Source organism: Devosia sp. LjRoot3 (assembly GCF_964252865.1).
Classification (GTDB): Bacteria; Pseudomonadota; Alphaproteobacteria; order Rhizobiales; family Devosiaceae; genus Devosia.
This window is the reverse complement of record NZ_CAXUPK020000008.1, coordinates 34877-58130: the sequence shown is the minus strand read 5'-3', so window position 1 is coordinate 58130 and position 23254 is coordinate 34877. Positions and strand designations below refer to the sequence as shown.

Sequence of the window (23254 nt, the reverse complement as noted above, 5' to 3'; positions counted from 1 at the left end):
CCAGACCGTCTGGCACGTTGACCATGCCGCAGTTCTCACCCCCTCCCATTTAGTTTCGTGCTTGGGCCCACATTAAAGGTGAAAATTTCCGGAAAGCACCAGCCTAACCCCCACGCCGAAACGGAACGGGGGGCGCTACGCGGCGTTGATCTGGCGAGTTGACTGAGGAAACGCCGTCATGCCCGCTACCCGCCCGATCTGGAAAGGCCAGTTGCGCCTCTCGCTGGTTTCTATTCCCGTGGAGCTCTTCAGCGCCGCGCGAACCAGCGCCAAGCCCAGTTTCCGGCAAATCCATGAACAGACAGGGAAGCCCGTCCACTATGAGAAGGTGGTGGCAGGCGTGGGTCCAGTGGACAAAGACGAGATCATCAAGGGTTTTGAATATGAGAAGGGCGACTACGTCCTGCTGACAGACGATGAAATCGACGCAGTAAAGCTCGAGACTCGAAAGACGCTGGAGTTGACGCAATTTGTCGGCGCCTGCGAAATCGACCCGATCTACTACGACAAATCCTATTTCGTCGTGCCGACCGACGAACTGGCCGAAGACGCTTTTCGCGTGATCCGCGACGCCCTGCGCAAGTCACAGAAGGTGGGCCTTGGCCAGCTTGCAATGCGCGGCAAGGAATATCTCGCGGCCATCAAACCCAGCGGCACCGGGCTCATTCTCGAGACGCTTCACTACGAAGACGAGATCCGCAAGGCGGACCCGTTCTTCTCGCAAATATCGAGCAAAAAAGCGGAGCCTGAACTGCTCGAGGTGGCGACAGCGCTGATCGAGAAAAAGACAGGCGCGTTCGACGCCAAGGTGTTCAAGGACCACTATCAGGCCGCCTTACACGACCTCATCAAGCGCAAGATGAAGAACAAGGGTCGCAAGATCACCGCCGACAAGGATGACGAGATTGAGCGCCCCAGCGGCTCTAATGTCGTCGACCTGATGGCCGCTCTCAAGGAAAGCCTTGAGGGAGGTCGCAAAAAAGCTCCGGCGAAAGCCGGTACCAAAAAGCGCACTTCTGGCGCGGCTCGCAAAAAGGCGAGCTGACCATGGCCACCAAACCAGACGACCTTCTTAAAGACTATAAGTCCAAGCGCAATTTCGCCAAAACCCAGGAACCTGCCGGTGCGGAACCGAAGTCTGGCGGCGAACGAGGCTCATTCGTGGTGCAGAAGCACGATGCCACGCGCCTCCACTACGATTTCCGCCTTGAGCTCGACGGTGTGCTCAAGAGTTGGGCCGTCACCCGTGGACCGTCCAATAACCCGGGAGACAAACGCCTTGCAGTCCGCGTCGAGGATCACCCGCTTGAATATGGCGGCTTCGAGGGCACCATTCCCGAGGGCGAATATGGTGGTGGCACCGTCATGCTTTGGGATCGCGGCACCTGGGAAGCAATCGGCGATCCACATAAAGGCCTTGAGGCCGGCGACCTGAAATTCCGCCTTTATGGCGAGCGGATGAAGGGCGAGTATGTGCTGGTGCACATGAAGGGCCGGGACAGCAAACGGCGCTCCGGTCCTGATCGCGAAAACTGGCTGCTCATCAAGCATCGCGACAGCTACGCACGGGACAAGGACACGCTCACCACGCGCTTCACCCGCTCTGTCGATACCGGGCGGGATCTAAAACAGATCGCCAGCGGCGCGGCCGCCGTCAAATCGAGCAAGACCAGGACCGATGCCGTCTGGCATTCCGATCCCGATCAAGCCGCAAAGGAAGACGACAGGACCAGCCTGCTCGCCACCGCGGCCAAAGGAAAGACCCCGGCATTTCGTCCCGTGCAGTTGGCGACACTGGTGGAGCGGGTGCCCGACGGCGATGGCTGGCTCTTCGAGATGAAATATGACGGCTATCGCTGCCTCGCCGCAGTCCAAGGTGAGAGCGTTCGCCTCTACACCCGCAGCGGTCTTGACTGGACCAAGCAATTTGGTGCGCTGGTCGCTCCCTTTCAGGCGCTCAAGATTGGTTCGGCTCTGATCGATGGCGAAATCTGCGCCTTTGACGAGAAGGGGAGCACCGATTTTTCCACGCTCAAGCGGATGCTGACGGAAGGCGGGCGGCTCGAATTCTTCGCCTTCGACCTGCTCGAAGTCGACGGCGAGGATCTTACAGGATTGCCCCTGATCGGGCGCAAGACTCGTCTCGAAGACCTGCTTTCCAAATCTGCCAAAAAGAACCCAATCCAGTATTCTTCTCACATCGTCGGAAACGGCCAGAAGGTGCTCGACGCGCTCTGTCGCGAAGGCCACGAAGGCGTTATCGCCAAACGAGCAGAGGCGCCCTATCGTGGCGAGCGCACGACCAACTGGCTGAAGATCAAATGCCTCAAGCGCCAAGAATTCGTCATTGGCGGCTGGTCGCCTTCCAGCAAACGGCGCGGCTTTGCATCGCTGCTCGTCGGGACCTTGGAGGGCGGGAAACTGCTATATCGCGGCCGGGTGGGCACAGGATTTAGCCAGGACACGCTGGCCGAACTCGATCAAAAGCTGAAACAGTTGGCGCGCAAGACCAGCCCATTCGCCGACATGCCTGCAGAGCGAGCCCAGGACGCCAATTGGGTCAAGCCGGCTCTCGTCGCCGAAATTGCCTACACAGAGTTTACCAGTGACGACATCATTCGCCACCCCAGCTTTGTGGGACTACGCGAAGACAAGGACGCGGCGGAGGTTCGAATGGAAACCACAGAATCCATCTCAGATGATGGTGAGGCCGTAGCCGAAAAGCTGGGCGTGCGTCTGACGTCGCCCGATCGGGTGGTCTATCCCGACCAGAGTATCACCAAATCGCAACTGGTCGCCTACTACGAGGACGTGGCGGGCACCATGTTGCCGCACATCAAGGACCGGCCCTTAAGCCTCGTGCGATGCCCACAGGGCCGGACCAAGCATTGCTTTTTCCAGAAGCACGATACCGGCGGATTTCCCGAGCAGTTGCACTCGAAAGTCATCACCGAGAAGGACGGCGACAACCAGAGCTATTTCTACGTCGATGACCTCGCCGGCCTCGTCGCCGGCACGCAGATGAACGTGCTGGAATGGCATATCTGGGGTTCGCATTTCGATACCATCGAGCGTCCGGATCGTCTGGTGTTCGACATCGACCCCGACGAGGGCCTCGATTTCTCGGCTATCACCGGTGCGGCCATCGATATTCGCGATCGACTAAAGGACCGAGGCCTCACCAGTTTTCCTATGGTCTCCGGCGGCAAGGGTATCCACGTTGTCGTGCCACTCAAGCCGCAGGCGGAATGGCCGGAGGCGAAGACCTTCTGCAAGGATTTTGCGCAGGCTTTGGCAGAAGAAGAACCCGACCGCTTCACGGCCAACTTGTCCAAGGCAAAGCGCAAGGGCCGATTGTTTATCGACTATCTGCGCAACGAACGTGGCTCGACCGCCATCTGCCCGTGGTCCGTCCGCTCCCGCGAAGGCGCTCCAGTGGCCGTACCAATAGAATGGGACGAAGTCCCAAAGCTCAAATCCGCCAATCAATTCTCACTCGCGGCGGCCATAGAACGGGCAAAGAGCCAACCCTGGTCCAACTACCGCCGGCAAAAGCAGACCCTCAAATAGGCCAGGCCCGACCGAAGGCATCTGCAAGAAGGGCGATCATCAGGATTCGTTGAGGCCCGAGACTCAATTCGGAGCAAGGCTAGCGCATAACGTAGCGGGGCATCTTACAAAACAGCTTCTCCGGCATGCTCGAACGAACGAAGAAGCTCACCTGCATGCACGTTCCAATAGCTACGTCAAAGTTTCGCCGTCTCCCGCCGCCTCGGGGTGGCAAGCAGGGAAGCGCAACCAAGGCGACGACAAAAAGAAGGCCCCAGAGCAACACCAGGGCCTTCTCACCAGAGAGTCAGAGCTCACCACAGGAGCGGGACTGCCCCGACGTAGTTCAATGGCCCGTTTCAGGAATGGTTCGATCACGAATGCGCAAAAGATAAAGCCGTTCCTAAGCTCCATCCCTGAGCTAGCCCCAATCGTCCGCGATAGAGCCGTACCATGTTGGTTGGGCCGCTGTCTTCCTGCCAATAAACGCGGCAAACCGGGGCGCCAAGGTTGCGATTTCCTCTAATGACATTCTCGCCCAATACGAGAGTAGCGGCCAGGATAGGGCTGCGTGCGTCTATCACTTGCTCGGCCTCAGCGCCGGAGCGCAGATCGATGACACGATACTGAACCATTTCAACCCCTTTGAAGACACCGCGCATAACAACGCACGGGGGGACTTCTTGGATGCCTTTTCGGAACCGGGGCGCATGAAAAAGCCGCCTGGCATGACCTCTGTTGGATCAAGCGGCGGCTTGGGGTGAGCATCCAGAGCAGTAGCGTCAACAACCTGCACCAGATGCTCGAGACTATGAACTGCTGGCTACTCCTTTAGTTCCCTGCAACCCGCTGCCCCTGGTGCCGTTTAATACAGCATCACAGGAGAGGTTTATGCAAATCAAAGGCAGAGGGATAGGAGGCCTGGTATTGGGCGTCGTGCTCATGGTCGTGGCTTTGGCGGTCATCTTCTTGATGATCAGCGCGAACAGCGTGGTTCCAACTGTGCCTGATCAGACAAATGACGAAACGGAAGTGGTGCCTTCATAGCGTGCCAAAAAGAAGGCTCCGACTGCCCTCACTGTCGAAGCCTTCCCCTTGCCGGTAGGTCCGTCGCAACGGCTCACCGGTAGGAGAGTTCCACGACGCTGTCACGAAAATACCCCGGCTCATGGAAGACCGGGGCAGTAATGAGGCCTTCTGGCTATCTACGATTTCAAAGGCCTGAGGGACAACTATGGAGTGGAGCGCCCGGAGTAGCAGCAAGGACGCTCACCACAGGAACGGCTCAGTCGATACGCGGGTTCCGGCGCTGGTCCAAAAAATGGCCCCGACTGTCCGCGCAGCCGGGGCCAGCAACACCACACGATCGGGGACAGGTCGTGTGATTTGCCCAACGGCAAACTAGGGTGATGGTTCCGTGGGATACTCAGGCTCGGCTCTGACTGTGTTCTGCAGAAGCCATTCGAGCAATAGCGCGCGAACCGTTTCATCGGCTGGGCCAGTGCCTTTGACCGCGGTGAAAAGCCGGCCCTCGATACTCGCTTGGATGATACCGTGTTCGAGAAAATATGACGCGGTGTAGGTCTGTCCCTCGAACTCCACCTCGACGGTTAGAACTTGGGATTGGGTGTCCATCGCGACCTCCTCTAGACGCGATATTGGTTCGACCTCTGCTTGGGTCAACCCGCGTGCACACATGCAAAAAAAGAGCCCCGGACTATCCGGGGCGAGTATTCAGAGCATTCGTCGGTCCAAAGATGTCGACGACTCCGAGCGGTTAGGGATTGAAGGCTATCAGCCTCCTCGCGCCCGTTCATTTAAATAGATTAATCGGCCTCGCTTCTGCGGGGCCTTTTTCTTTTGAAGTCCAACTGATCGGAAAGGCGTACGGCGGCATCACGGCGGCCGATTTCATTGCCCGTTTCGTCCCTGACGACAATCTGAACTGTGAACTCAGGGTGCCGCATCGCCTCATCCTGCAGGACGCTGATCAGTGTGCGGGACGCAGTGTCCAGGGCCTGATCAGGACTATCCAGCTCCACGCCCACAACGTCGTGGGTCACCGTCCCATCTCGTTCGAGCACATCAAAAAAGTACATCGGCATAGCGTCCTCCGAGAACGGAAACGGCGCTTTCTGGCCGATGTTTCTCGTCTTCGCTCAGAAAAGGAGGCCGATATGGCCAGTGACCGCGGCTTTGACCGCGCTTCCGCACATCCTCATGCATGAGGGGGCGAGTTCGATCACCCTAAGTTCCGGGCGGGCGCACCCACAGGGCATCACTCAGCGCGTCGTCCAATGCCTGACGTGCACAGCAGAACCTGCCGACCCGCGATGTCTACTTGATCGACGACATGGAAGTCGCAGCCATCTACTGCTTCCAGTACTGGACGCGGTGCAGGGCGGTGCTCTCCTGAGGGCGTTGGCATCGCGCACCATGCTCCTGCGCTGAGCAACGACGGGCGTCCGTAGGAACCGATTGCCTCGGACGTCCGTTGCCATAGCGATCATCCCGGCGTCCCAATGCCGCAGCAACAAATCCCGAAGCATGACCAGCCAATTCGAAATCATTCGCGATCTGGGCGTAAAGTCCGATTTCGATGTTGCGCGTGAAGCAAGCCGCCGTCGCGCCTTCCTCAAGTCTTATCTGTTGCGTTCCGGTCTCCACAATCTGGTCTTAGGGATCAGCGGCGGCGTGGATTCGACTACCGCTGGCATCCTCGCCCAGCAATCGGTCAAGGAACTGCGAGCGTCCGGTTTCAACGCCCGGTTCATCGCCGTGCGCCTGCCCTACCGCGCGCAGGCCGACGCCCCAGACGCCGATGCCGCTCTTGCCGTCATTGATCCCGATCTGACATTCGAAGTCGATATCGCCCCCGCCACAGAGGGAATGTGGCAGTCCCTACGCCGGGCGGGCTTCTCCCCCGCCAGCGCCGCCCAGGCCGATTTCCTGCGCGGGAATGTAAAAGCCCGCCAACGTATGATTGCCCAATATGCCATTGCCGGCGGCTTGGAAGGCCTCGTCATCGGCACCGATCATGCCGCCGAGGCGGTCATGGGCTTTTTCACCAAGTTCGGCGATGGCGCAGCTGACCTCCTGCCGCTCGCGGGGCTCACGAAACGACGCATTCGCGCCCTCGCTGACCATCTCGGTGCGCCCGAGCGTCTGGTCAAAAAAGTACCCACTGCCGACCTCGAGGACCTGGCGCCTCTCCGGCCAGATGAAGACGCCTACGGGGTTACCTATGAACAGATCGACGACTTCCTCGAAGGCAAGCCCGTAGAGCCCGGAGTTGCGGACATCATCCTCTCCCGCTATCGCGCGACTGCCCACAAGCGGGCCTTGCCCGCTTCTCCAGCGGATCTGCCCGATGCCTGACAGGCTCGGACGTCTCGCCCATCTTTGCATCGATGTGCAGAACTTGTTCGCTGGCGATACCGCCTGGCACACCCCATGGTTGAGCAAAGTGCTCCCAGCCATTGAAGCCCTCGTCGACCGTGCTCCTGCCAGTACCATCTTCACCCGCTTCATTCCGCCCGCTCGCGTGGAGGATGAGACCGGAACGTGGCGCGAGTACTATGCTCGCTGGCCTTCCATGGTGACCTCGCGACTGGCACCGGAAATGCTCGAGATCGTACCGACGCTCGCCCGGCACGTGCCCCCTGCCCGACATTTCGACAAGAACAGATACTCGCCCTGGCTGTTCGGCGATCTGGACCAGACACTGCGCGCAAAGGGCGTGGACACGATCGTCGTCTCGGGGGGCGAGACTGACGTCTGTGTGATGGCCACTGTCCTAGGCGCAGTAGATCTGGGCTACCGCACGGTCCTGTGCACAGATGCAATCTTCGGGTCCGCAGACCAAACCCATGACGCCGCAGTCACCGTCTTCCACAGTCGCTTCGGGCGGCAGCTCACGGCCTGTCCCACTCAAGAACTGCTCGACAACTGGAAGGAGTTTGCATGACGCTTGTTGGCTACCATGCATCCCACGAGCAGTTCGCCCCGAGCGAACTACTCAGCCTGGTTCTGGAAGCCGAAAGGGCTGGCTTTGCCTGCGCCAAGTCGTCCGACCACTTCCATCCCTGGAGTGAACGCCAAGGGCAGTCTGGGTTCGCCTGGTCTTGGCTCGGGGCCGCGATGCAGGCAACGAGATTTGGGTTCGGGATGATTTCAGCCCCGGGCTATCGCTATCATCCCGCGGTACTGGCACAGGCGGCCGCTACCATCGGCGAAATGTTCCCCGGCCGCCTTTGGCTATCGCTCGGAACCGGCGAGGCTATCAACGAGGCGATAACCGGCGAGTACTGGCCGGAGAAGACCGAACGCAACGCCAGGCTGCGCGAATGTGTCGAGATCTTCCGATCCCTTTTCGACGGCGAGACGGTGACCCATCGCGGCAGGGTCACCGTGGTGGAGGCCAAGCTCTACTCACGGCCTGCGATGGCTGTTCCCTTGCTCGGTGCCGCCGTCACCCCTGAAACCGCCGCATTCTGCGGCCCGTGGGCGGATGGGCTTCTCACGACAGGTGGCGACTTCGAGACCGTCAGGCGCGTCGTCGCTGCGTTTCGCGAGCATGGTGGGGAGGGCAAGCCGGTCCACATCCAGCATGCCTTGTCATGGGCGGAGCGGGAGGACGAGGCCATGGCTGAGGCGCTCGACCAATGGAGAGCACCCTCCATTGGAGGCGATGCGCTATGGGACCTGCGCCGGCCGCGCGACTTCGACGTCGTTGGAAGAGCCGTCACCGAGGATCGTCTAAGGCAATGTATCGCCATCTCCGCTGACCCAGGGCGGCATCGAGCGGATCTCGAGGCCCTGATCGCCATGGAGCCAGCTGCGATTCACCTTCATTGTGTTGGGCGCAACCAGCGGGGCTTCATCGACATGGCCGCCAGGCATCTCGTCTCGCTCATATAGGAGGCGGCAATGGAAGGCATCGACTGGCATCGAATGTTCATAGGCGAGGAGCCGCCGATGTTCCTCCTCGAAATCCTCATTCGAACGATCGTAATATATTCGTACACCCTGATCTTGCTGCGACTGCTGGGCAGTCGCGCCATCGGGCAGCTCTCGACGGTGGAATTCCTGCTGGTCATCGCGCTGGGGTCCGCGGTCGGGGACGCAATGTTCTATCCTGACGTGCCACTCCTTCACAGTCTGCTGGTCGTCACCGTTGTCGTGGTCGCCAACAAGCTGATCGATCTAGGCATCGCCAGGAGCAAGTCCGTCGAACACGCTATCGACGGCAAACCCGAGCAGGCGATCCGCAATGGTGTGGTATGCGTCCCCTTCCTCGACAGCAGCACTTTGGGCACGAGCGAACTATTCCAGGAGCTGCGCGAAAAGGGCGTCCGGCAGTTGGGCGAGGTCGAGCATGCAATCGTCGAAGCCGATGGGGTGCTCACGGTGTTTGAAGCTTTGCGCCCGGAACCAGGGTTGCCGATCGTGCCGCCCTGGGAGATCGAGAGACCTGCGGAGATCGACCGCCGTTCCACTGATCAATTTCTGAGCTGCATGCGTTGCGGTCACACATCGGCCGACCGCTCACCTGAAAAATGCGCTCACTGCGGCCACGACCGATGGACAAAGGCAATTGTCACCGGTGGCGGGAAGGACTGAGGCGACGTGCCAAGGCGGCGCTAGACCTCAACGGTCCAAAGGATCGTCCATGGTCCTAGGCGTGCCTCGTCGGCATAACCTTGAAGGAACAGCCTTCTTCCCCTTATGGCCGGAACCCCCTCCTGGGTTTCCTCGGACAGGTTAGCGTAAAGGCGCAGCGTCGACCCGTCGCCCATCGCCCATGTCACCAGCACGGACTTTAGCCCCAGTAGTTCGTATTTCCCGGCGAATCCGTTCTGATCAAAAAGGCGAGGAATGATTTCCATACGGCGCAGATCAATCAAGGAGCGATAATGCTGGAGCCAGGATTTGTGCGGCTCGTGTTTCAGGTTGGGCCAATCGAGCTTGGCGGATGCAAAAGTCTTCGCACTGGTGGGATCTACAGCCTCGTCAATATTGGGCTTGTCCGGATCCTCGTACTCCGGCGCGCTCTTCAACTCCTCCTGCCGACCCTTACGAATGGTATCCCGCAATTCGACGGGAACGTCGGAGAAGAAGGGGAACGGTCGTGAGCTGGCCCACTCCTCGCCCTGAAATAGCATCGGGATCTGCGGGGACAAGAGGTATATGGCCGTTAGCGCCTTCACAGCATCGTTGTGGGCGATATTGGTGATCCGATCGCCCTTTACTCGGTTGCCGACCTGATCATGATCCTGCATGTATATGACGAATGCCGTCGCTGGCAGGCCTCCGCTCGGCTCGCCTCGCTTCATGCCTTCGTGCGGTTTCATCTCTCCCTGGTACGCAAAACCCTCTGCCAAGGCGCGACCGAGCATGCCCGAACGTTCTTCGAAATTGTCGAAGTCGGCATAGTAGCCAGTGTTCTCTCCTGTCGCCGCAGCATGGAGAAGATGGTGGACGTCATCGTTCCATTGCGCGGTGTAGTGCACTGGCTCGGACCCGCTGTTGCGCCGTAACCAGACTTCCTGGTTGTCGGAGTTCTCGACGATTAAGTGCGTATGTCGGTGAGGCCTTGAGGCCCGTATCCGGGCAGACAGCAGTTCGAGAATGTGTGTCGGAGCATCATCGGCGATGGTGTGAACGGCATCAAGCCGCAACCCGTCGAAATTGAATTCGCTTGTCCAGTATAGTGCGCTTTCGACGACAAGCTCCCGCACGACCTCAGCACCGGGGCCATCGAAGTTGATGGCCTCGCCCCATGGGCTCTCGTGCTTTTTAGTAAAGATCGGCGCGATGTCCGGCAGATAGTTTCCGTGCGGTCCGAAGTGGTTGTAGACGACGTCGAGGAACACCATCATCGAACGCCTGTGCGCGGCATCGATGAACGCCTTCAAGTCCTCTGGACGCCCGTAGTTGGCTGACGGAGCGAACCACATTGCCCCGTCGTAGCCCCAGTTGAATTTGCCGTAGAACTCGGCGACCGGCATGATCTGAACCACGGTGACACCCAGGTCGGCCAGGTGGTCCAGCTTGGAGGCGGCTGCGGCGAATGTACCCTCCTCGGTGAACGTCCCCACATGGAGTTCGTAGACGATCGCCTCTTCCCATGGTCGGCCCTTCCAGTCTCGGTCGGTCCAGACGAAGGTTCGCGGGTCAATAACTTCGCTGAACCCATTGATGCCTTCGGGCTGGTGCCTCGATGTCGGGTCGGGGATCGCCGTCCCATCCGGGAGAACGTATCGGTAGAGCGTCCCCGCTCCGACGCCCTCGACGTCGACCCGGTGCCACCCGTCGCCTATGGCCTCCAGTTCGATCAGAGAGCGCCGGCCCTTCAGCCTGAGCTTCATGGTCTTGCATTTTGGCGCCCAGATCTTGAACCGGGTGCTGCCGTTTCTGACTTCCGCGCCGAAGCGCATTTTGTGGCTACGGACAATGGTGTCGGGGCTGGGCCGCTGCATATGCGAACTCTACTAATGACCGGTTTTGGAATGTGGATCGGCCACGGGCTTTGATTCCGGCGAACCGCGATGGCGAAGGAATATCGACAGGAGGATAAGCACCGCGGTCGAGAGAAACTCGGACTGCCAGTTCTGGAACGACTCGAACCACAGAGTGGGGTCGCCGAGATGTTCGAGGGACGACTGCGGCGCCAGACCATGCATAAGGGCTTCCTCGTTGGCTGTGGCGGTGCTTTGCAGCCAATGCAGCACGAACGACGCCGCAAAGAGCGCCAGCAGAGCTGTGCCGAGCGAATAGGAGTAGAAGAAGGACCATAGTCCACCCGCCCTGACGGGCCACGGCGTATGTTTGTTCCGACGTTTTCTATCGGGGGCAGCGTCCTCGGGATTGTCCTTGTCCGGATCTTTGGATTCCGACGAGCCTCGCTGAAACAAGAATGCCGTCATAATGACATAGGCCGACATCTGGAGGAATTCGCTCTCCCAATTCTCGAACAATGCGGATTGGAAGGAGGGGCTCAGGAAGTAGTCGAGGACGCTAAGCGGCGCCTGCCCATGCTCGGCGAGCGCGGCATTATGATTGAGCCAGCCGGACCAGACCATGCCGAACAAGCAGGCGGCGAAGACAGCCGCGAGAGCAATGGTCAGTCCGTTGTCGCGGAAAAACGAGGCGGCTTTCTGCATAACGCCTCCGAAAGATAGGCAGGCACGCTTCGTTCAATGGCTACCCTTTGAAAGCGTTCCGTAGCGATCGAGGAATCCACGGGACGCGCCAAAATGCACCGATCCCTGTCAGGCCTCGACAGTGTTGTGACCACCGCCATCCTCAGCGATCAGGAAATGTAGATGCCGAGTCTACCTTTGGTCAGCAAAGACGGACCCGGCGTACCCCGGCCTGGCATTGATTGATCAGACTACCGCGCCGCGCCGCGCAGAGCGGCCAGCGAACCATAGGGCGATTGCCTGCGACGGGCGGTGTCTTGCGAAATGAACGACGCCACCAGAAGCATCAAGCCGACAGGCGGCAGACCAACCCAATCCGCCACACCGATCTGGGCACCGGCAGCGAGGATGAGGCGGAAGAACACGCCTGAGTAAGTAGGGTCGGACGGCGCGACGCTGATACACAACAGGAGCGTCGCGGCGGTCTACGCTCGAACTCCCGCGACTTTCAACGGCAAAGTACCGTCGAACGACAATCCCCCAAGCCGTCTTGCCTAGGGGGCAGCTAACAAACTCTTGCATTTGGCATGAACCACGATGGGGTCGCCAGGAGACCTTATCTCTCCGGGGTGGCAAGCGGACAGGCCGCTTCTGGCGTCGAACCTGGAAGAGCGGACGACAACCAAAAAGCTCGCGCCTCAATTCGTGTCGGAACAGTAAATCTCGTAAAGCGTCGTCAACACGCGCCGGACTTCATCCGAAGCCAAGGTGTAGTTGATCTGCTGGCCGTCGCGTCGTGTCGCCACCAGGCCCCAGGCCCGCAGCTTGGAGAGATGTTGCGATAGCGGGGATTGGCCGAGTTGGACCCGCTCTGCCAGTTGCCCGACATTCATTTCGTGCTCAAGCAGGTTGCACAGGATGAGCAACCGCTTCGGATTAGCCATGGCGGCCAGGAGCTGAGACGCCTGATCGGCGTTCCGCTCCATTGCCGCAAGATTCATGTTGATCATATTAGTACTCGCGTATATACGAATGTTCGTTGATAGCGTTTATGCCCCTTATGGGGTCGGTTTTCAAGGAGTTCGTGATGCGTCCTAATATCGGATATGCCGATCGCATCCTCAGAGCGATCATCGGACTAGCTCTGACGGTTGGCACATTTCTTCACTCCATGCCCTTGGCCGGCGCGCCCGTGCTTCAGGCAATTGTCTTCACTGTCGGCCTCGTCCTCCTGCTGACCGCCGCCGTGCGGTTCTGCCCGCTCTACCGCCTGATTGGCGTTTCTACCTGTAAGGTACAATTTCATGACTGAGTTTACCCCGGTGCTGTCGCTGTTCGGCGGCGCACTGATCGGCCTTTCGGCTGTCCTGCTCATGGCGTTTCATGGGCGCATCGCCGGCATGACGGGCATTCTGACTGGGTTGCTGCCACCCGTCACTTCGGACTGGGCCTGGCGTGCGGCCTTTCTCGCCGGCGCCATCGTCGCGCCCAGTTTCATTCTGAGTTTTTCCGGCCACTCCATCGCTTTCTCCAGCCCGGTTCCTCTGCCTTGGGTGATCATCGGCGGCCTGATCGTAGGCGGCGGCGTCTATTTTGGATCCGGCTGCACGTCCGGACACGGCGTCTGCGGCATGGCTCGTCTCTCGCCGCGCTCGATAGCGGCCACAGGCACCTTCATGGCGACAGCTGTCGTCACCGTTTTTGTTATTCGTCATCTCCTGGGCGGCTTCTGATGCAGCGTACACTTATTGCCGGCGTGGTCGGTCTCATTTTCGGCACCGGCATTGCCCTCTCCGGCATGGCCAACCCGGCCAAGGTTCTCAACTTTTTCGATATCGCCGGCACCTGGGACCCATCCCTGGCCTTCGTTATGGGTGGTGCCCTGCTGGTCACCGCGATCGGCTACCGCCTGGTCTTTCGCCGCGCAAAGCCGGTATGCGAGACAAAGTTCCACGTACCGACCAATCGCAAGCCCGACCTACCGCTGATTGCCGGTTCTGCCGTCTTCGGCATCGGCTGGGGGATTTCCGGCTTCTGCCCGGGTGGCGCCATTCCGGCCCTTGGCCTGGGCGAAGCCTCGGCCTGGGCCTTTGTCGGCGCCATGTTGGTTGGCATTTTCGCGGCCCGCTCCATTCGCCTCGCACATGGCCAGCGCCTCGCGCCGGCCGCCTGACCTCAATTTTGAAAGGAGCTCGACATGAGCACCATTCCCTTCACCATCGACCTGACCTTGAAGCCGGAAGTGACCGCCTTCTTCGATGCCCCGACCAATACGATTTCCTATGTCGTCAAGGATCCCGGCTCAAATGCCTGTGCCGTCATCGACTCTGTGATGGACATCGACTATGCGGCCGGGCGCATCACCTACGACGGCGCCAACCGGATCATCGACTTCATCCGGGACAATGGCCTTGAGGTCGAATGGCTGATCGAGACCCACGTCCATGCCGATCATCTTTCGGCTGCGCCCTACATCCAGTCCAAGGTTGGTGGCAAACTCGGCATCGGTGAGAACATCACTGTCGTTCAGGACACGTTCGGCAAGATTTTCAATGAAGGCACCGAATTCCAGCGCGATGGCAGCCAGTTCGACCGGCTGTTTACCGATGGCGACAGCTATCGGATCGGTGGCATGACGGTTCACGCCATGCGCACGCCCGGCCATACCCCGGCCTGCATGACGCATGTCGTGGGCGACGCCGCCTTTGTCGGCGACACGCTGTTCATGCCCGATGGCGGCTCGGCCCGCGCTGACTTCCCCGGCGGCGACGCGCGGGTCCTCTATCGCTCGATTCAGCGGGTGCTGTCGCTGCCGCGCGAAACGCGCCTCTTCATGTGCCACGACTACGGCCCGAATGGCCGGGACATCCAATGGGAAACCACGGTGGGCGACGAGATCGACCACAATATCCATGTCGGACATAGCACAGACGAGGACGCCTTTGTCGCAATGCGCGAAGCGCGTGACGCCACGCTCGCCATGCCCAAGCTGATCATCCCCTCGCTGCAGATCAATATGCGTGCCGGCCAGCTGCCGCCAAAGGATAAGGACGGCAAAACCTATCTCAAGGTGCCGGTCAACGGCCTCTAAGACAACCTGTCCTGCGATGTTTTCCCCTTTCAAATCCCGGAGCAATCCTGTGAATATCCGCAAGCTCGACGACAATTTCTCCATCACCGCCCAAATCATGCCAGACCAGGTCAAAGCCGTTGCCGCAGCAGGCTACCGGTCCATCGTCTGCGCCCGTCCTGACAATGAGGAATTTGGCCAACCGAGCTTCAACGAGGTGGCGCGTGCCGCCGAGGCCGAAGGGCTGCAGGTCGTCCATATCCCCGTTTCCGGGGGTCTTGGCGAAGGACAGGTCATCCGGTTCCACCGGGCCTGGGATCAGATGCCCAAGCCTGTCCTCGGCTATTGCCGCTCCGGTGCCCGCGCCGACAGCCTTTATGCCACCCTGAGCAAGTGAGTGTCGCGTCCGGCCGGTGGCGGCCGGACCAAGGCCAGATAGAGATCCCAATGCGCCTGAAATCCTACTTTCCCATCCTCGACTGGGGGCGGCGGTACAATAGCCAGACCTTGACCAGCGACCTCACCGCTGCGGTCATCGTGACGATCATGCTAATCCCGCAATCGCTTGCCTATGCGCTGCTGGCCGGCCTTCCGCCTGAAGTGGGCCTTTACGCATCGGTCCTGCCGCTTGTCGCCTATGCCATCTTCGCCACATCTTCTGCGCTGGCCGTCGGCCCCGTCGCCGTTGTCTCGCTGATGACAGCGACCGCGGTGGGGCGCGTTGCTGCGGAAGGGTCCGTGGACTATGCCAGCGCCGCCATCGTGCTCGCCCTACTGTCGGGCATCATGCTGACACTCATGGGCCTATTCCGTCTCGGCTTTGTCGCCAATTTCCTGTCGCATCCGGTCATTTCCGGTTTTATCACCGCTTCTGGCCTGATCATCGCCACCAGCCAGGTCGGCGGCCTTTTGGGGATCAAGACCGAGGGGCACGCCCTGCCCGAGCTGCTGGTCTCGATCTTCGAGAATGTCGGGAAGATTAACTTCTATACCGTCGCGGTCGGCGCGGTTGCCCTGGCGCTGCTGCTCTGGATCAGGCTCGACCTCAAGAACTGGCTGACCCGTTTCGGTTTGAGCAAAGGCGTCGCCACGATCATAGTTCGCGCCGGTCCCGTGTTCGTCGTCTTCCTGACCATGGCCTGGTCGGCGGGCATGGACCTGGCATCCAAAGGCGTGTCGCTGGTGGGTGAAGTCCCGCAGGGGCTGCCTATGCTGTCTCTGCCCAATGTGAGCCTAGATCTGGTCCAGCAACTGGCTCTGCCGGCGCTGATCATCTCCATGGTCGGGTTTGTGGAATCGATCTCCGTGGCCCAGACCCTGGCTGCCAAGCGTCGCGAACGCATCACGCCCAATCAAGAACTGATCGGCCTTGGCGCCTCCAATATCGCGGCAGCGATTGGCGGGGGCTATCCGGTGACGGGCGGCTTTGCCCGCTCCGTGGTCAATTTCGATGCCGGAGCCGCCACCCCTGCGGCCGGCGCCTTCACCGCCATCGGCATTGCCGGGGCCACGCTGCTGCTGACCCCGTTCCTTGCCATCCTGCCCAAGGCGACGCTGGCAGCGACAATCGTCCTCGCCGTGCTGACCTTGGTCGACTTCTCGATCCTCAAGCGCGCCTGGGCATACTCGAAGGCCGATTTTGCGGCGGTGGCGATCACCATGACGGGCACGCTGCTGCTGGGCGTGGAAACCGGGATTGCCCTGGGCGTCGGCACCTCGATCCTGGTCTTCCTCTACCGCTCGTCGACCCCGCATGCGGCCATCGTCGGCCAGGTGCCGGGCACCGAGCACTATCGCAACGTCAAGCGGCACAAGGTCGAGACGGTGCCGGGCATGCTTTCCATCCGCATCGACGAAAGCCTCTATTTTGCAAATGCACGCTATCTTGAAGACCTGGTAACCGATCAGGTGACTGCCAATGCCGGGATCACCGATGTTGTGCTGATGTGCTCGGCGGTGAATGCCATCGACATGTCAGCTCTCGAAAGTCTCGAGGCCATCGAGCACCGCCTGAGGAATGCCGGTGTGCGGCTGCACCTTTCGGAGGTCAAGGGGCCGGTGATGGACAGGCTCGCTCACACTCATTTCCTCGAGAACCTCTCAGGCGGAGTTCACCTCAGCCAGCATCAGGCGACGACCAGCGTTCTGGCAAGCCGGGTCCCCAACACCACCCAGACGGCCGCCTGAAAAGGCGGCCTCAGGCCCCGCTCGACCGCGTGGACCATAGCATCCATGCGGCAACCCCGACCAGAATGAGAGCAAAGGCGCGCGACACCACGACCCGCCCCATGCCGCGCGTCAGCACTGGTTCGAGCATGCCCGAGGCTGTGACAATCACCAGATGGATCAGTGTGGCGACGCTCACATAGACCGCTGCTAGCAGTGACCAGGAGAGAGGGCCGTCGCCACCTGCAGCCAGAAAGTTGGGCATGACAGTCACATAGAACAGGGCAGCCTTGGGGTTGAGCAGATTGGTCACAAGACCCTGAACAAAATACCGGCGGCTCTCGACGGGCTCCGGCGGCATGTCGGCTTCGCGCCAGGCGTCCCAGGCCAGGTAGAGCAGATAGGCTACGCCACCCCAGCGCAGGATTGCAAAAAGCGCCGGCGAGGCGCCAATCAGGGTGGCGAGACCAAGCGCTGCTGCAATTCCCATGATGGCGAGGCCCAGCGCTACGCCTGCCACTGCTATATAGCCAACCGGACGACCTCGTCGGGCCGAGAGCACGGCCAGATAGGTCATGTTTGGGCCCGGCGTGAGTTCGATGATCAGCGAGGCCAGGGCAAATCCAAGCAGGTCGGGCATCATTGGTCTCGGGTTCGGCAAGCAGGTCTAGCCGGTCTGGGAAGACACGATCAGAGTTGCGCTCGATCTCGAGCGCCTCAGTATCTCACCAAATACACCAACGCAGCTCAGACCTGCCGCCGTCAAGAGCCAGACAGATGGCTTGGGCCCGATGGCACCCAGCGCCACCGAGAGCGCAAAGGGTGCAACTGCCGAAACGCCAAGCCGGCCAAGGCTGATCCAGCCCAAACGCTTGCCAAAGCCGGCCTTGCCGAAAAGCGCCAGCGGCAAGGTGCCGGAGACGATGCTGAAGAGCCCGCTGCCAAGCCCGAAAATGATGGCGAAGGCGACGGCCCCGGCGATAGCCGGCGCGGTCAGGGCGAGGACCGCAAGCGCAGTCGGCATCAACACCGCCGAAATCACGGCCAGCACCGGGGGCGGCAGGTCCTTGCCGAATGCCATGTTGATGAGGCGGCTTGCAACTTGCGCAGGACCAAAGAGGGTGGCGACGAGCACGCCGCTGCCGCCGAGGCCCAACAAGCCCAGCATGGGCACGATGTGGAACAACGTCGCCGCCGAGACAAAGCCGGCGAGCGAGAAGCCGAGCACCAGGAGAATGAAGGTGAAATTGCCGCCGCCGCTTGCCTGCAGGACCGGCGCTGCGGTTTCCTCTACAGGCCGCTGGGCGGCGATGCGCGCAAAGCGGGTGAGCCAGAGGTGAAGCGGCAGACACATGAGAAGGTGCATCCCGGCGAAGACGAAATAGACCTGGTGCCAGTCCAGCCCCTGCAGCATCCAGGTCGTCAACGGCCAGAAGATCGTCGAGGCAAACCCGGCGATCAGCGTCAGATAGGTGATGCTGCGCTGCGCTTGGGGGCCCGTTGCCTGCGCCAGGAGCGCAAAGGCGGTCGAATAGAGCACGAAGGCCGAGGCCAGTTCGACAAGAACGAGACCGGCGAGAAAGGCCGAAGCGTTGCCTGCAAGGCCGCAGACTATAAGCGACACCGCGGCCGCAACCGACCCCATCGACAGCACGCGGGCAGCACCGTGCTTGTCTGCCAAGCCTCCTGCATAGGGCGAGATCAGGCCGCCCGCGAGAAGAGCCAACGAGATCGACCCATAGATCCATTCGACGGCAATGCCGAATTCCTCGGCAATGCCTGGCGCCAGGATGGAGAAGCTATAGTAGAGCGTCCCGTAGCCGATGATCTGTGTGACGCCTAGGGCCCAGATGGCGCCGGCATTCGATTGGGTCGATTCAGGCATGTCGCGTCAGATCGCCTTTAGGCCGACCCGCTCCTCGCGTTTGGCCGCGGCCTCTTTGCGTTCGCTGTAGCGGGAGGTGAGATAGCCGGAGACGCCACGGTTGATGAGCGTGAACTTCATCAGCTCTTCCATGACGTCCACTACCCTATCGTAGAAGGATGACGGTTTCATGCGACCGTCGGGTTCGAACTCCTGAAAGGCTTTGGCCACGGAGCTTTGGTTGGGGATCGTCACCATGCGCATCCAGCGGCCGAGAATGCGCATCTGGTTGACCGCGTTGAAGGACTGCGATCCGCCAGAAACCTGCATGACCGCCAGGGTTCGACCCTGCGTCGGCCGGATGGCACCACCAGGAAGCGGTATCCAGTCGATCTGGGCTTTGAGCACCGAACTCATGGCGCCATGGCGCTCCGGGCTCGTCCAAACCTGACCTTCCGACCAGAGCATGAGCTCGCGCAGCTCCTGCACCTTGGGATGGTCATCGGGCGCGTCCCCCGGCAGCGGCAGACCGTGCGGATGAAAAATCCGGACTTCGGCGCCAAAGGCCTCGAGCAGCCGCTGGGCTTCAAGCGTGAGAAGCCGGCTATAGGAGCGCTCCCGCAGGGAGCCGTAGAGCATGAGGATGCGAGGCTTGTGCAGTAGATCCGGGGCGACCAACCGAGAAAACTCCGGCACTTCGAAGGCGGCGGGAACGATATTGGGCAGATCAGACAATGCGCTTGCCCTCGGCGTCGATGATGACCTCGCCATCTTCCTTGATGAAAGGCCCGATATCGGCGTTCTCGAGAATGTCGAGCACCACTTCGGAAGGCCGGCAAAGGCGCGTGCCGATCGGCGTTTCGACGAAAGGCCGGTTGAGCAGAACCGGATGCTGGCCGATCGCGTCGAGAAGCGCGTCGTCGGTGAGGCTTTGATCGCCAAGACCTAGCGCCTCATAGGGCGTGTCCTTCTGGCGGATGGCCTGGCGCAACGTGATGCCGGCCGCGGAAACCAGCTCAACGATGCGTTCGCGGCTCGGCGGGTTCCTCAGATATTCGATTACCGTAGGCTCGACGCCACTCTGCCGGATCATGGCCAAGGTGTTGCGGGAGGTACCGCATTCGGGATTGTGATAGATGGTAACGGTCATGTCGGATCTTCCGGATTGATGGGGAGAGCGCTGCCGGCGGGCACGCGCAGAAGCCAGGACATCAGCGCCAGTGCCACGAGCGCGCCGACGAGTTGGGCGAGAATGAAGCCCGGCAGGTCGAGCGGGCGAATGCCTGAAAAGGTGTCGGTGACGGACCGCGCGATCGCGACGGCTGGGTTGGCGAAGGATGTCGACGCGGTGAACCAGTACGCGGCCGTCATGTAGAGGCCGACCAGCATGGGCACGGCCTTCCGCTCGAAACGGATGCCGGCCAGAATGACGGCGACAAGACCGAAGGCGGCGACGCCCTCCGAGAACCACTGTGCGCCACCGGTCCTGATCTTGCTCGATGCCTGCAGCAGCGGCAGATCGAACATGGCATGCGCAACAATCGCTCCCATCACGCCGGCGATGATCTGCACCACGGCATAAGAGCCCGCGTCCCGCGCCGGCAACTCGCGGCGCAGCGCAAAGATCAGCGACACCGCCGGGTTGAAATGGGCGCCAGAGATGGGGCCGAGCGTGCTGATCAGCACGACGAGAATGGCGCCGGTGGCGATGGTGTTGGCGAGCAATGCCAGCGCGACGTCGGTGGTCAGCGTTTCGGCCATGATGCCGGAACCCACCACTGTCGCAACCAGCAACCCGGTGCCGAGTGCTTCGGCAGTCAGGCGGCGGGAAAGATCGATCATGCCGCCCCGGCAGACTTCGAGGTGCTGCCTTCCATGGCGCCGATGCCTCGCAGCTTTGAGGTCAAGGCCATGCGGTCGATGCTTTCGAGCGGCAGGCTCATGAAGGCTGCCACGCGATTGCGCAGATAGGTGAGCGCGTCTTCGAATGCGGCCTGCTGCTTGAATTCGGGGCCCGCGACCGCTGCAGGGTCTTCGATGCCCCAATGCGCAGTCATGGGCTGGCCGGGCCAGACCGGGCAGGCTTCGCCCGCTGCGTTGTCGCAGACGGTGAAGACGAAATCCATTTTCGGAGCGTCGGGCGTGGCGAATTCGTCCCAAGGCTTCGAGCGCAGACCGTCGATGGAAATGCCCGCATTCCTGAGCGTCACGAAAGTCATAGGATGCACTTCGCCGCGCGGCATCGACCCGGCAGAATAGCCGCGGAAGCGACCGTTGCCGACATGATTGATCAGCGCCTCGCCCAGGATGGAGCGGGCAGAGTTCCCGGTGCAAAGGAACAGGACATTGTAGATGCGATCAGCAGACACAGGCGTTCTCCTCGGTCTTGGCAGGGGCACAGCATTCGGCGGCGACGGCGGCGGCAGGCAGGCAGACTTCTGGATGGCCGGAGCAGCAGTCGCGCATGAGAAATTCGACGAGGCCAGACAGGCCCTCGAAATTGGCGCTGTAGATGATCGAGCGGCTTTCGCGGCGTGACTGGATCAGGCCGGCGCGCTCCAGGTGGGCAAGGTGAAAGGACGCGCTCGAAGAAGAAGCGTCCACAGCATCGCCCACGGCGCCAGCGGCCAGACCTTCAGGCCCCGCCTGCACCAGAACGCGAACCATACGCAGCCGCGTTTCCTGGCTGAGGGCAGCAAAGGCATTGAGGGCTTGCGGTTCTTCCAATTTCATCTCAATATCTCAACAACTATTGAAACAATGGATAGCCGAACATGAACTCGCGCGCAACTCTCCCGTATGTCGAAGTGGAATCCTCGCTGGGTGCGGTGCTCAACCGCCTGGCGGGGCGAGATGGCCTGCCGCTTTCGATCGAGTACGGCGATAGGGTGGTGCAGCCCGGCTATCACGTAACCGAAGTTAAGGCGGGCTCGTTTGCAACGCTGGACTGCGGCGGCAATCCAGACGCCTGGCAGGAAACGGTGCTGCAGGTTGAAGACATTTCCGCCACAGATGACCGGCCCATGATGACGGCGGGCAAGTTCCGATCAATCCTTGCTCAGGTCGACAAAAAGGTTCGGCTTGACCACGATGCCCGGCTGACGATCGAGATCGGGCGACCCGGTGAGGCGATGCAGGTATTCGACGTTGCCGACCTGTCTATTCACGATGATCGCGCGGTGTTGTCGCTTGGGGTTCGGGCAGCCATCTGCAAACCGCGCCATCGCGCAGAGCAGGCAAGTGTAGCGTCATCATGCTGCGCCCCGTCTGGCGGGCCGAATAGTTGCTGTTAGACTGAACCATAGTCACACACGCCCGAAGGAGCGTCTGGTTTTAGGAAATTCATGCCAACGCTCGAATGAGCGCAAAGGGGTCGGTCTGAGACCGACCTCTTCGGGGTGGGAAACGGACGGTCCGATTTCGAGGCGTGAACGGCGGCTCTACGCATATGCGGCCCCCTCCACAGCCTAACGTCGGATGAGCTTGCTCATGCTGATACGGGGTTCGATCGCATAACCGGACTTCTCATAAAAGGCGACGGCCCCTGAGTTGGATTGGACCACTTGCAGGTTCACTTTCACACAGCCCAAAGCCAGCAGGCGACGCTCTGCTTCAAGCAGGAGCTTGCTCCCAACACCACTGCCCCGATGGGATCGACTGACCGCAATTCGAGAAATCCAGCCTCGATGCCCTTCATACCCAGCCATGACGGAGCCGCAAACCCGGTCACCATCGACGGCGACCAGCATCAAGTCGGGTTGAAAGCGAAGCTTCTCGGCGATGGAAACCTCCGCTGCATTCCATGCCGAGTCGTTGGGAAACGCCTCCTCCCAGAGCGATTTGATTTCAGCGAAATGACTGTCCTCGTAGGTGACAACCTCGGTCATGCCCATCCCTCTGTTCGCGGATACACCGGACTTGTCCGGTATCACCCGGCAGCAGACAGCTTCTGATTGTAGTCGTAGGCGATGGCCGCTTTGAAGTGTTCAACGCGTTCCAGGATCATGGAGCGATAGACGTCGAGCGGAACACATCAACACGAGTCAGCCCGCGCGAGACAGGGACTAACAGGTCCCCGAGGCGAGTGCCGCGAAGCGAATGGATGGCATCAGCATCGCCGCCCTGAACGCCAAGACCAGGCGCGAGAATGATGGAGCGAGGCAGAAGGTGCCGCAGGCGGCGCCCCTCCTGTGGCACGGTTGCCCCGATCACCGCGCCAAACGGGCTCAACACGTCGGGCTCGCCGGTCGCCAGTGCGGCGATAAGGTCTGCGACACGGTCAGAGATCAACCTGTTGCCGGCGATCTTGTCCTGGATCCAGCCGGCACCGGGATTGGAAGTCCGGCAGAGAATGAAGAGGCCCTTGCCAAATTCGCCTGCGCACTCGACAAACGGCATCGGGGTATCAGATGAACCTGACCGGCTTGGCGCTTGGCAGGAGGCGCAGGCCGTTGCCATCGC

The 23254-nt window shown here is 60.7% G+C and carries 29 protein-coding genes; 14 read left to right on the top strand and 15 right to left on the bottom strand.

Features of this window, described 5'->3' with window-relative positions:
- Positions 1-178 precede the first annotated feature (178 nt).
- The 3 genes from ACSQ2A_RS21910 to ACSQ2A_RS21900 all read left to right on the top strand — a co-directional run bounded on the left by ACSQ2A_RS21910 (position 179) and on the right by ACSQ2A_RS21900 (position 4596).
- Positions 179-1045 (top strand): Ku protein, encoded by an 867-nt coding sequence (locus ACSQ2A_RS21910; protein ID WP_436073969.1) that lies wholly within the window; start codon positions 179-181, stop codon positions 1043-1045.
- A gap of 2 nt (positions 1046-1047) precedes the next feature.
- Positions 1048-3570: a DNA ligase D gene (gene ligD, locus ACSQ2A_RS21905; protein ID WP_436073968.1), complete on the top strand. Its 2523-nt coding sequence runs from the start codon at positions 1048-1050 to the stop codon at positions 3568-3570.
- A gap of 870 nt (positions 3571-4440) precedes the next feature.
- The gene (locus ACSQ2A_RS21900) at positions 4441-4596 is read left to right on the top strand and encodes a hypothetical protein (RefSeq protein ID WP_436073967.1); all 156 of its coding nucleotides are present in this window, start codon (positions 4441-4443) and stop codon (positions 4594-4596) included.
- 354 nt (positions 4597-4950) lie between these two features.
- Here the strand turns inward: ACSQ2A_RS21900 and ACSQ2A_RS21895 are convergent, their stop codons facing one another.
- Positions 4951-5184, bottom strand: a complete 234-nt coding sequence (locus ACSQ2A_RS21895; protein ID WP_436073966.1) for a hypothetical protein — start codon at positions 5182-5184, stop codon at positions 4951-4953.
- 191 nt (positions 5185-5375) lie between these two features.
- On the bottom strand, positions 5376-5654 hold the full coding sequence (locus tag ACSQ2A_RS21890; RefSeq protein ID WP_436073965.1) for a DUF6894 family protein: 279 nt from the start codon (positions 5652-5654) through the stop codon (positions 5376-5378).
- A gap of 442 nt (positions 5655-6096) precedes the next feature.
- Between ACSQ2A_RS21890 and nadE the strand changes: the two genes are divergently transcribed.
- From nadE to ACSQ2A_RS21870, 4 genes are read left to right on the top strand one after another with little or no spacing between them, the layout of a single operon-like run.
- The gene (gene nadE / locus ACSQ2A_RS21885; RefSeq protein ID WP_436073964.1) at positions 6097-6927 is read left to right on the top strand and encodes an ammonia-dependent NAD(+) synthetase; all 831 of its coding nucleotides are present in this window, start codon (positions 6097-6099) and stop codon (positions 6925-6927) included.
- A complete protein-coding gene (locus ACSQ2A_RS21880) occupies positions 6920-7516 on the top strand; it encodes a cysteine hydrolase family protein (protein WP_436073963.1) in 597 nt (198 codons plus the stop codon). The genes nadE and ACSQ2A_RS21880 overlap by 8 nt, the downstream gene beginning before the upstream one ends.
- Positions 7513-8469, top strand: a complete 957-nt coding sequence (locus ACSQ2A_RS21875; protein ID WP_436073962.1) for a TIGR03885 family FMN-dependent LLM class oxidoreductase — start codon at positions 7513-7515, stop codon at positions 8467-8469. The genes ACSQ2A_RS21880 and ACSQ2A_RS21875 overlap by 4 nt, the downstream gene beginning before the upstream one ends.
- A 9-nt stretch (positions 8470-8478) precedes the next feature.
- Positions 8479-9171 carry a DUF421 domain-containing protein gene (locus tag ACSQ2A_RS21870; protein WP_436073961.1) on the top strand — a complete coding sequence of 231 codons (693 nt, stop codon included), beginning with the start codon at positions 8479-8481 and terminating at the stop codon, positions 9169-9171.
- A gap of 20 nt (positions 9172-9191) precedes the next feature.
- On the opposite strand, the gene treZ is transcribed toward ACSQ2A_RS21870, so the two are convergent.
- From treZ to ACSQ2A_RS21850, 4 genes are all read right to left on the bottom strand, one after another.
- Complete coding sequence (gene treZ / locus ACSQ2A_RS21865; RefSeq protein ID WP_436073960.1) at positions 9192-11030, bottom strand: malto-oligosyltrehalose trehalohydrolase; 1839 nt, start codon at positions 11028-11030, stop codon at positions 9192-9194.
- A gap of 12 nt (positions 11031-11042) precedes the next feature.
- Complete coding sequence (locus ACSQ2A_RS21860; protein WP_436073959.1) at positions 11043-11714, bottom strand: DUF6766 family protein; 672 nt, start codon at positions 11712-11714, stop codon at positions 11043-11045.
- Between the two features lie 230 nt (positions 11715-11944).
- A complete protein-coding gene (locus ACSQ2A_RS21855) occupies positions 11945-12160 on the bottom strand; it encodes a hypothetical protein (RefSeq protein ID WP_436073958.1) in 216 nt (71 codons plus the stop codon).
- Positions 12161-12391: 231 nt separating this feature from the next.
- Positions 12392-12703: an ArsR/SmtB family transcription factor gene (locus ACSQ2A_RS21850; protein WP_436073957.1), complete on the bottom strand. Its 312-nt coding sequence runs from the start codon at positions 12701-12703 to the stop codon at positions 12392-12394.
- A gap of 77 nt (positions 12704-12780) precedes the next feature.
- On the opposite strand from ACSQ2A_RS21850, the gene ACSQ2A_RS21845 reads away from it, so the two are divergent.
- From ACSQ2A_RS21845 to ACSQ2A_RS21820, 6 genes are read left to right on the top strand one after another with little or no spacing between them, the layout of a single operon-like run.
- Entirely contained in the window at positions 12781-13005 is a 225-nt protein-coding gene (locus ACSQ2A_RS21845) for a YgaP family membrane protein (RefSeq protein ID WP_436073956.1), read from the top strand.
- Positions 12998-13426, top strand: coding sequence for a YeeE/YedE family protein (locus ACSQ2A_RS21840; RefSeq protein WP_436073955.1), 429 nt, complete (start codon positions 12998-13000; stop codon positions 13424-13426). Before ACSQ2A_RS21845 ends, ACSQ2A_RS21840 begins: the two co-directional genes overlap by 8 nt.
- On the top strand, positions 13426-13866 hold the full coding sequence (locus tag ACSQ2A_RS21835; RefSeq protein ID WP_436073954.1) for a DUF6691 family protein: 441 nt from the start codon (positions 13426-13428) through the stop codon (positions 13864-13866). The genes ACSQ2A_RS21840 and ACSQ2A_RS21835 overlap by 1 nt, the downstream gene beginning before the upstream one ends.
- A 24-nt stretch (positions 13867-13890) precedes the next feature.
- Positions 13891-14784: an MBL fold metallo-hydrolase gene (locus tag ACSQ2A_RS21830; protein WP_436073953.1), complete on the top strand. Its 894-nt coding sequence runs from the start codon at positions 13891-13893 to the stop codon at positions 14782-14784.
- Positions 14785-14833: 49 nt separating this feature from the next.
- Entirely contained in the window at positions 14834-15160 is a 327-nt protein-coding gene (locus tag ACSQ2A_RS21825; RefSeq protein ID WP_436073952.1) for a TIGR01244 family sulfur transferase, read from the top strand.
- A gap of 50 nt (positions 15161-15210) precedes the next feature.
- Entirely contained in the window at positions 15211-16950 is a 1740-nt protein-coding gene (locus tag ACSQ2A_RS21820) for a SulP family inorganic anion transporter (RefSeq protein ID WP_436073951.1), read from the top strand.
- Positions 16951-16960: 10 nt separating this feature from the next.
- On the opposite strand, the gene ACSQ2A_RS21815 is transcribed toward ACSQ2A_RS21820, so the two are convergent.
- The 7 genes from ACSQ2A_RS21815 to ACSQ2A_RS21785 are packed head-to-tail and all read right to left on the bottom strand — an operon-like array spanning position 16961 to position 21520.
- Complete coding sequence (locus ACSQ2A_RS21815) at positions 16961-17569, bottom strand: LysE family translocator (RefSeq protein WP_436073950.1); 609 nt, start codon at positions 17567-17569, stop codon at positions 16961-16963.
- 27 nt (positions 17570-17596) lie between these two features.
- Entirely contained in the window at positions 17597-18814 is a 1218-nt protein-coding gene (gene arsK / locus ACSQ2A_RS21810) for an arsenite efflux MFS transporter ArsK (protein WP_436073949.1), read from the bottom strand.
- Positions 18815-18820: 6 nt separating this feature from the next.
- The gene (gene arsH, locus ACSQ2A_RS21805) at positions 18821-19564 is read right to left on the bottom strand and encodes an arsenical resistance protein ArsH (RefSeq protein ID WP_436073948.1); all 744 of its coding nucleotides are present in this window, start codon (positions 19562-19564) and stop codon (positions 18821-18823) included.
- Positions 19521-19943, bottom strand: coding sequence for an arsenate reductase (glutaredoxin) (gene arsC / locus ACSQ2A_RS21800; protein ID WP_436073947.1), 423 nt, complete (start codon positions 19941-19943; stop codon positions 19521-19523). The genes arsH and arsC overlap by 44 nt, the downstream gene beginning before the upstream one ends.
- Positions 19940-20635: an aquaporin gene (locus ACSQ2A_RS21795; protein ID WP_436073946.1), complete on the bottom strand. Its 696-nt coding sequence runs from the start codon at positions 20633-20635 to the stop codon at positions 19940-19942. Before ACSQ2A_RS21795 ends, arsC begins: the two co-directional genes overlap by 4 nt.
- A complete protein-coding gene (locus ACSQ2A_RS21790) occupies positions 20632-21162 on the bottom strand; it encodes an arsenate reductase ArsC (protein WP_436073945.1) in 531 nt (176 codons plus the stop codon). Before ACSQ2A_RS21790 ends, ACSQ2A_RS21795 begins: the two co-directional genes overlap by 4 nt.
- Positions 21152-21520 (bottom strand): ArsR/SmtB family transcription factor, encoded by a 369-nt coding sequence (locus tag ACSQ2A_RS21785; RefSeq protein ID WP_436074034.1) that lies wholly within the window; start codon positions 21518-21520, stop codon positions 21152-21154. Before ACSQ2A_RS21785 ends, ACSQ2A_RS21790 begins: the two co-directional genes overlap by 11 nt.
- Positions 21521-21567: 47 nt before the next feature.
- Between ACSQ2A_RS21785 and ACSQ2A_RS21780 the strand changes: the two genes are divergently transcribed.
- The gene (locus tag ACSQ2A_RS21780) at positions 21568-22086 is read left to right on the top strand and encodes a DUF6428 family protein (protein ID WP_436073944.1); all 519 of its coding nucleotides are present in this window, start codon (positions 21568-21570) and stop codon (positions 22084-22086) included.
- Positions 22087-22260: 174 nt separating this feature from the next.
- Here ACSQ2A_RS21780 and ACSQ2A_RS21775 read toward each other — a convergent pair whose 3' ends face one another.
- Together ACSQ2A_RS21775 and ACSQ2A_RS21770 are read right to left on the bottom strand one after the other, a co-directional pair.
- Positions 22261-22680, bottom strand: coding sequence for a GNAT family acetyltransferase (locus tag ACSQ2A_RS21775; RefSeq protein WP_436073943.1), 420 nt, complete (start codon positions 22678-22680; stop codon positions 22261-22263).
- Between the two features lie 115 nt (positions 22681-22795).
- Positions 22796-23191 carry a hypothetical protein gene (locus ACSQ2A_RS21770; RefSeq protein WP_436073942.1) on the bottom strand — a complete coding sequence of 132 codons (396 nt, stop codon included), beginning with the start codon at positions 23189-23191 and terminating at the stop codon, positions 22796-22798.
- Positions 23192-23254 lie beyond the last annotated feature (63 nt).

Coding starts and splice junctions, on each gene's coding strand:
- ACSQ2A_RS21910 (WP_436073969.1), top strand. CDS start 179: ATGCCCGCTACCCGCCCGATCTGGAAAGGCCAGTTGCGCCTCTCGCTG.
- ligD (WP_436073968.1), top strand. CDS start 1,048: ATGGCCACCAAACCAGACGACCTTCTTAAAGACTATAAGTCCAAGCGC.
- ACSQ2A_RS21900 (WP_436073967.1), top strand. CDS start 4,441: ATGCAAATCAAAGGCAGAGGGATAGGAGGCCTGGTATTGGGCGTCGTG.
- ACSQ2A_RS21895 (WP_436073966.1), bottom strand. CDS start 5,184: ATGGACACCCAATCCCAAGTTCTAACCGTCGAGGTGGAGTTCGAGGGA.
- ACSQ2A_RS21890 (WP_436073965.1), bottom strand. CDS start 5,654: ATGCCGATGTACTTTTTTGATGTGCTCGAACGAGATGGGACGGTGACC.
- nadE (WP_436073964.1), top strand. CDS start 6,097: ATGACCAGCCAATTCGAAATCATTCGCGATCTGGGCGTAAAGTCCGAT.
- ACSQ2A_RS21880 (WP_436073963.1), top strand. CDS start 6,920: ATGCCTGACAGGCTCGGACGTCTCGCCCATCTTTGCATCGATGTGCAG.
- ACSQ2A_RS21875 (WP_436073962.1), top strand. CDS start 7,513: ATGACGCTTGTTGGCTACCATGCATCCCACGAGCAGTTCGCCCCGAGC.
- ACSQ2A_RS21870 (WP_436073961.1), top strand. CDS start 8,479: ATGGAAGGCATCGACTGGCATCGAATGTTCATAGGCGAGGAGCCGCCG.
- treZ (WP_436073960.1), bottom strand. CDS start 11,030: ATGCAGCGGCCCAGCCCCGACACCATTGTCCGTAGCCACAAAATGCGC.
- ACSQ2A_RS21860 (WP_436073959.1), bottom strand. CDS start 11,714: ATGCAGAAAGCCGCCTCGTTTTTCCGCGACAACGGACTGACCATTGCT.
- ACSQ2A_RS21850 (WP_436073957.1), bottom strand. CDS start 12,703: ATGATCAACATGAATCTTGCGGCAATGGAGCGGAACGCCGATCAGGCG.
- ACSQ2A_RS21845 (WP_436073956.1), top strand. CDS start 12,781: ATGCGTCCTAATATCGGATATGCCGATCGCATCCTCAGAGCGATCATC.
- ACSQ2A_RS21840 (WP_436073955.1), top strand. CDS start 12,998: ATGACTGAGTTTACCCCGGTGCTGTCGCTGTTCGGCGGCGCACTGATC.
- ACSQ2A_RS21835 (WP_436073954.1), top strand. CDS start 13,426: ATGCAGCGTACACTTATTGCCGGCGTGGTCGGTCTCATTTTCGGCACC.
- ACSQ2A_RS21830 (WP_436073953.1), top strand. CDS start 13,891: ATGAGCACCATTCCCTTCACCATCGACCTGACCTTGAAGCCGGAAGTG.
- ACSQ2A_RS21820 (WP_436073951.1), top strand. CDS start 15,211: ATGCGCCTGAAATCCTACTTTCCCATCCTCGACTGGGGGCGGCGGTAC.
- ACSQ2A_RS21815 (WP_436073950.1), bottom strand. CDS start 17,569: ATGCCCGACCTGCTTGGATTTGCCCTGGCCTCGCTGATCATCGAACTC.
- arsK (WP_436073949.1), bottom strand. CDS start 18,814: ATGCCTGAATCGACCCAATCGAATGCCGGCGCCATCTGGGCCCTAGGC.
- arsH (WP_436073948.1), bottom strand. CDS start 19,564: ATGGCGAGGTCATCATCGACGCCGAGGGCAAGCGCATTGTCTGATCTG.
- arsC (WP_436073947.1), bottom strand. CDS start 19,943: ATGACCGTTACCATCTATCACAATCCCGAATGCGGTACCTCCCGCAAC.
- ACSQ2A_RS21795 (WP_436073946.1), bottom strand. CDS start 20,635: ATGATCGATCTTTCCCGCCGCCTGACTGCCGAAGCACTCGGCACCGGG.
- ACSQ2A_RS21780 (WP_436073944.1), top strand. CDS start 21,568: ATGAACTCGCGCGCAACTCTCCCGTATGTCGAAGTGGAATCCTCGCTG.
- ACSQ2A_RS21775 (WP_436073943.1), bottom strand. CDS start 22,680: ATGACCGAGGTTGTCACCTACGAGGACAGTCATTTCGCTGAAATCAAA.
- ACSQ2A_RS21770 (WP_436073942.1), bottom strand. CDS start 23,191: ATGCCGTTTGTCGAGTGCGCAGGCGAATTTGGCAAGGGCCTCTTCATT.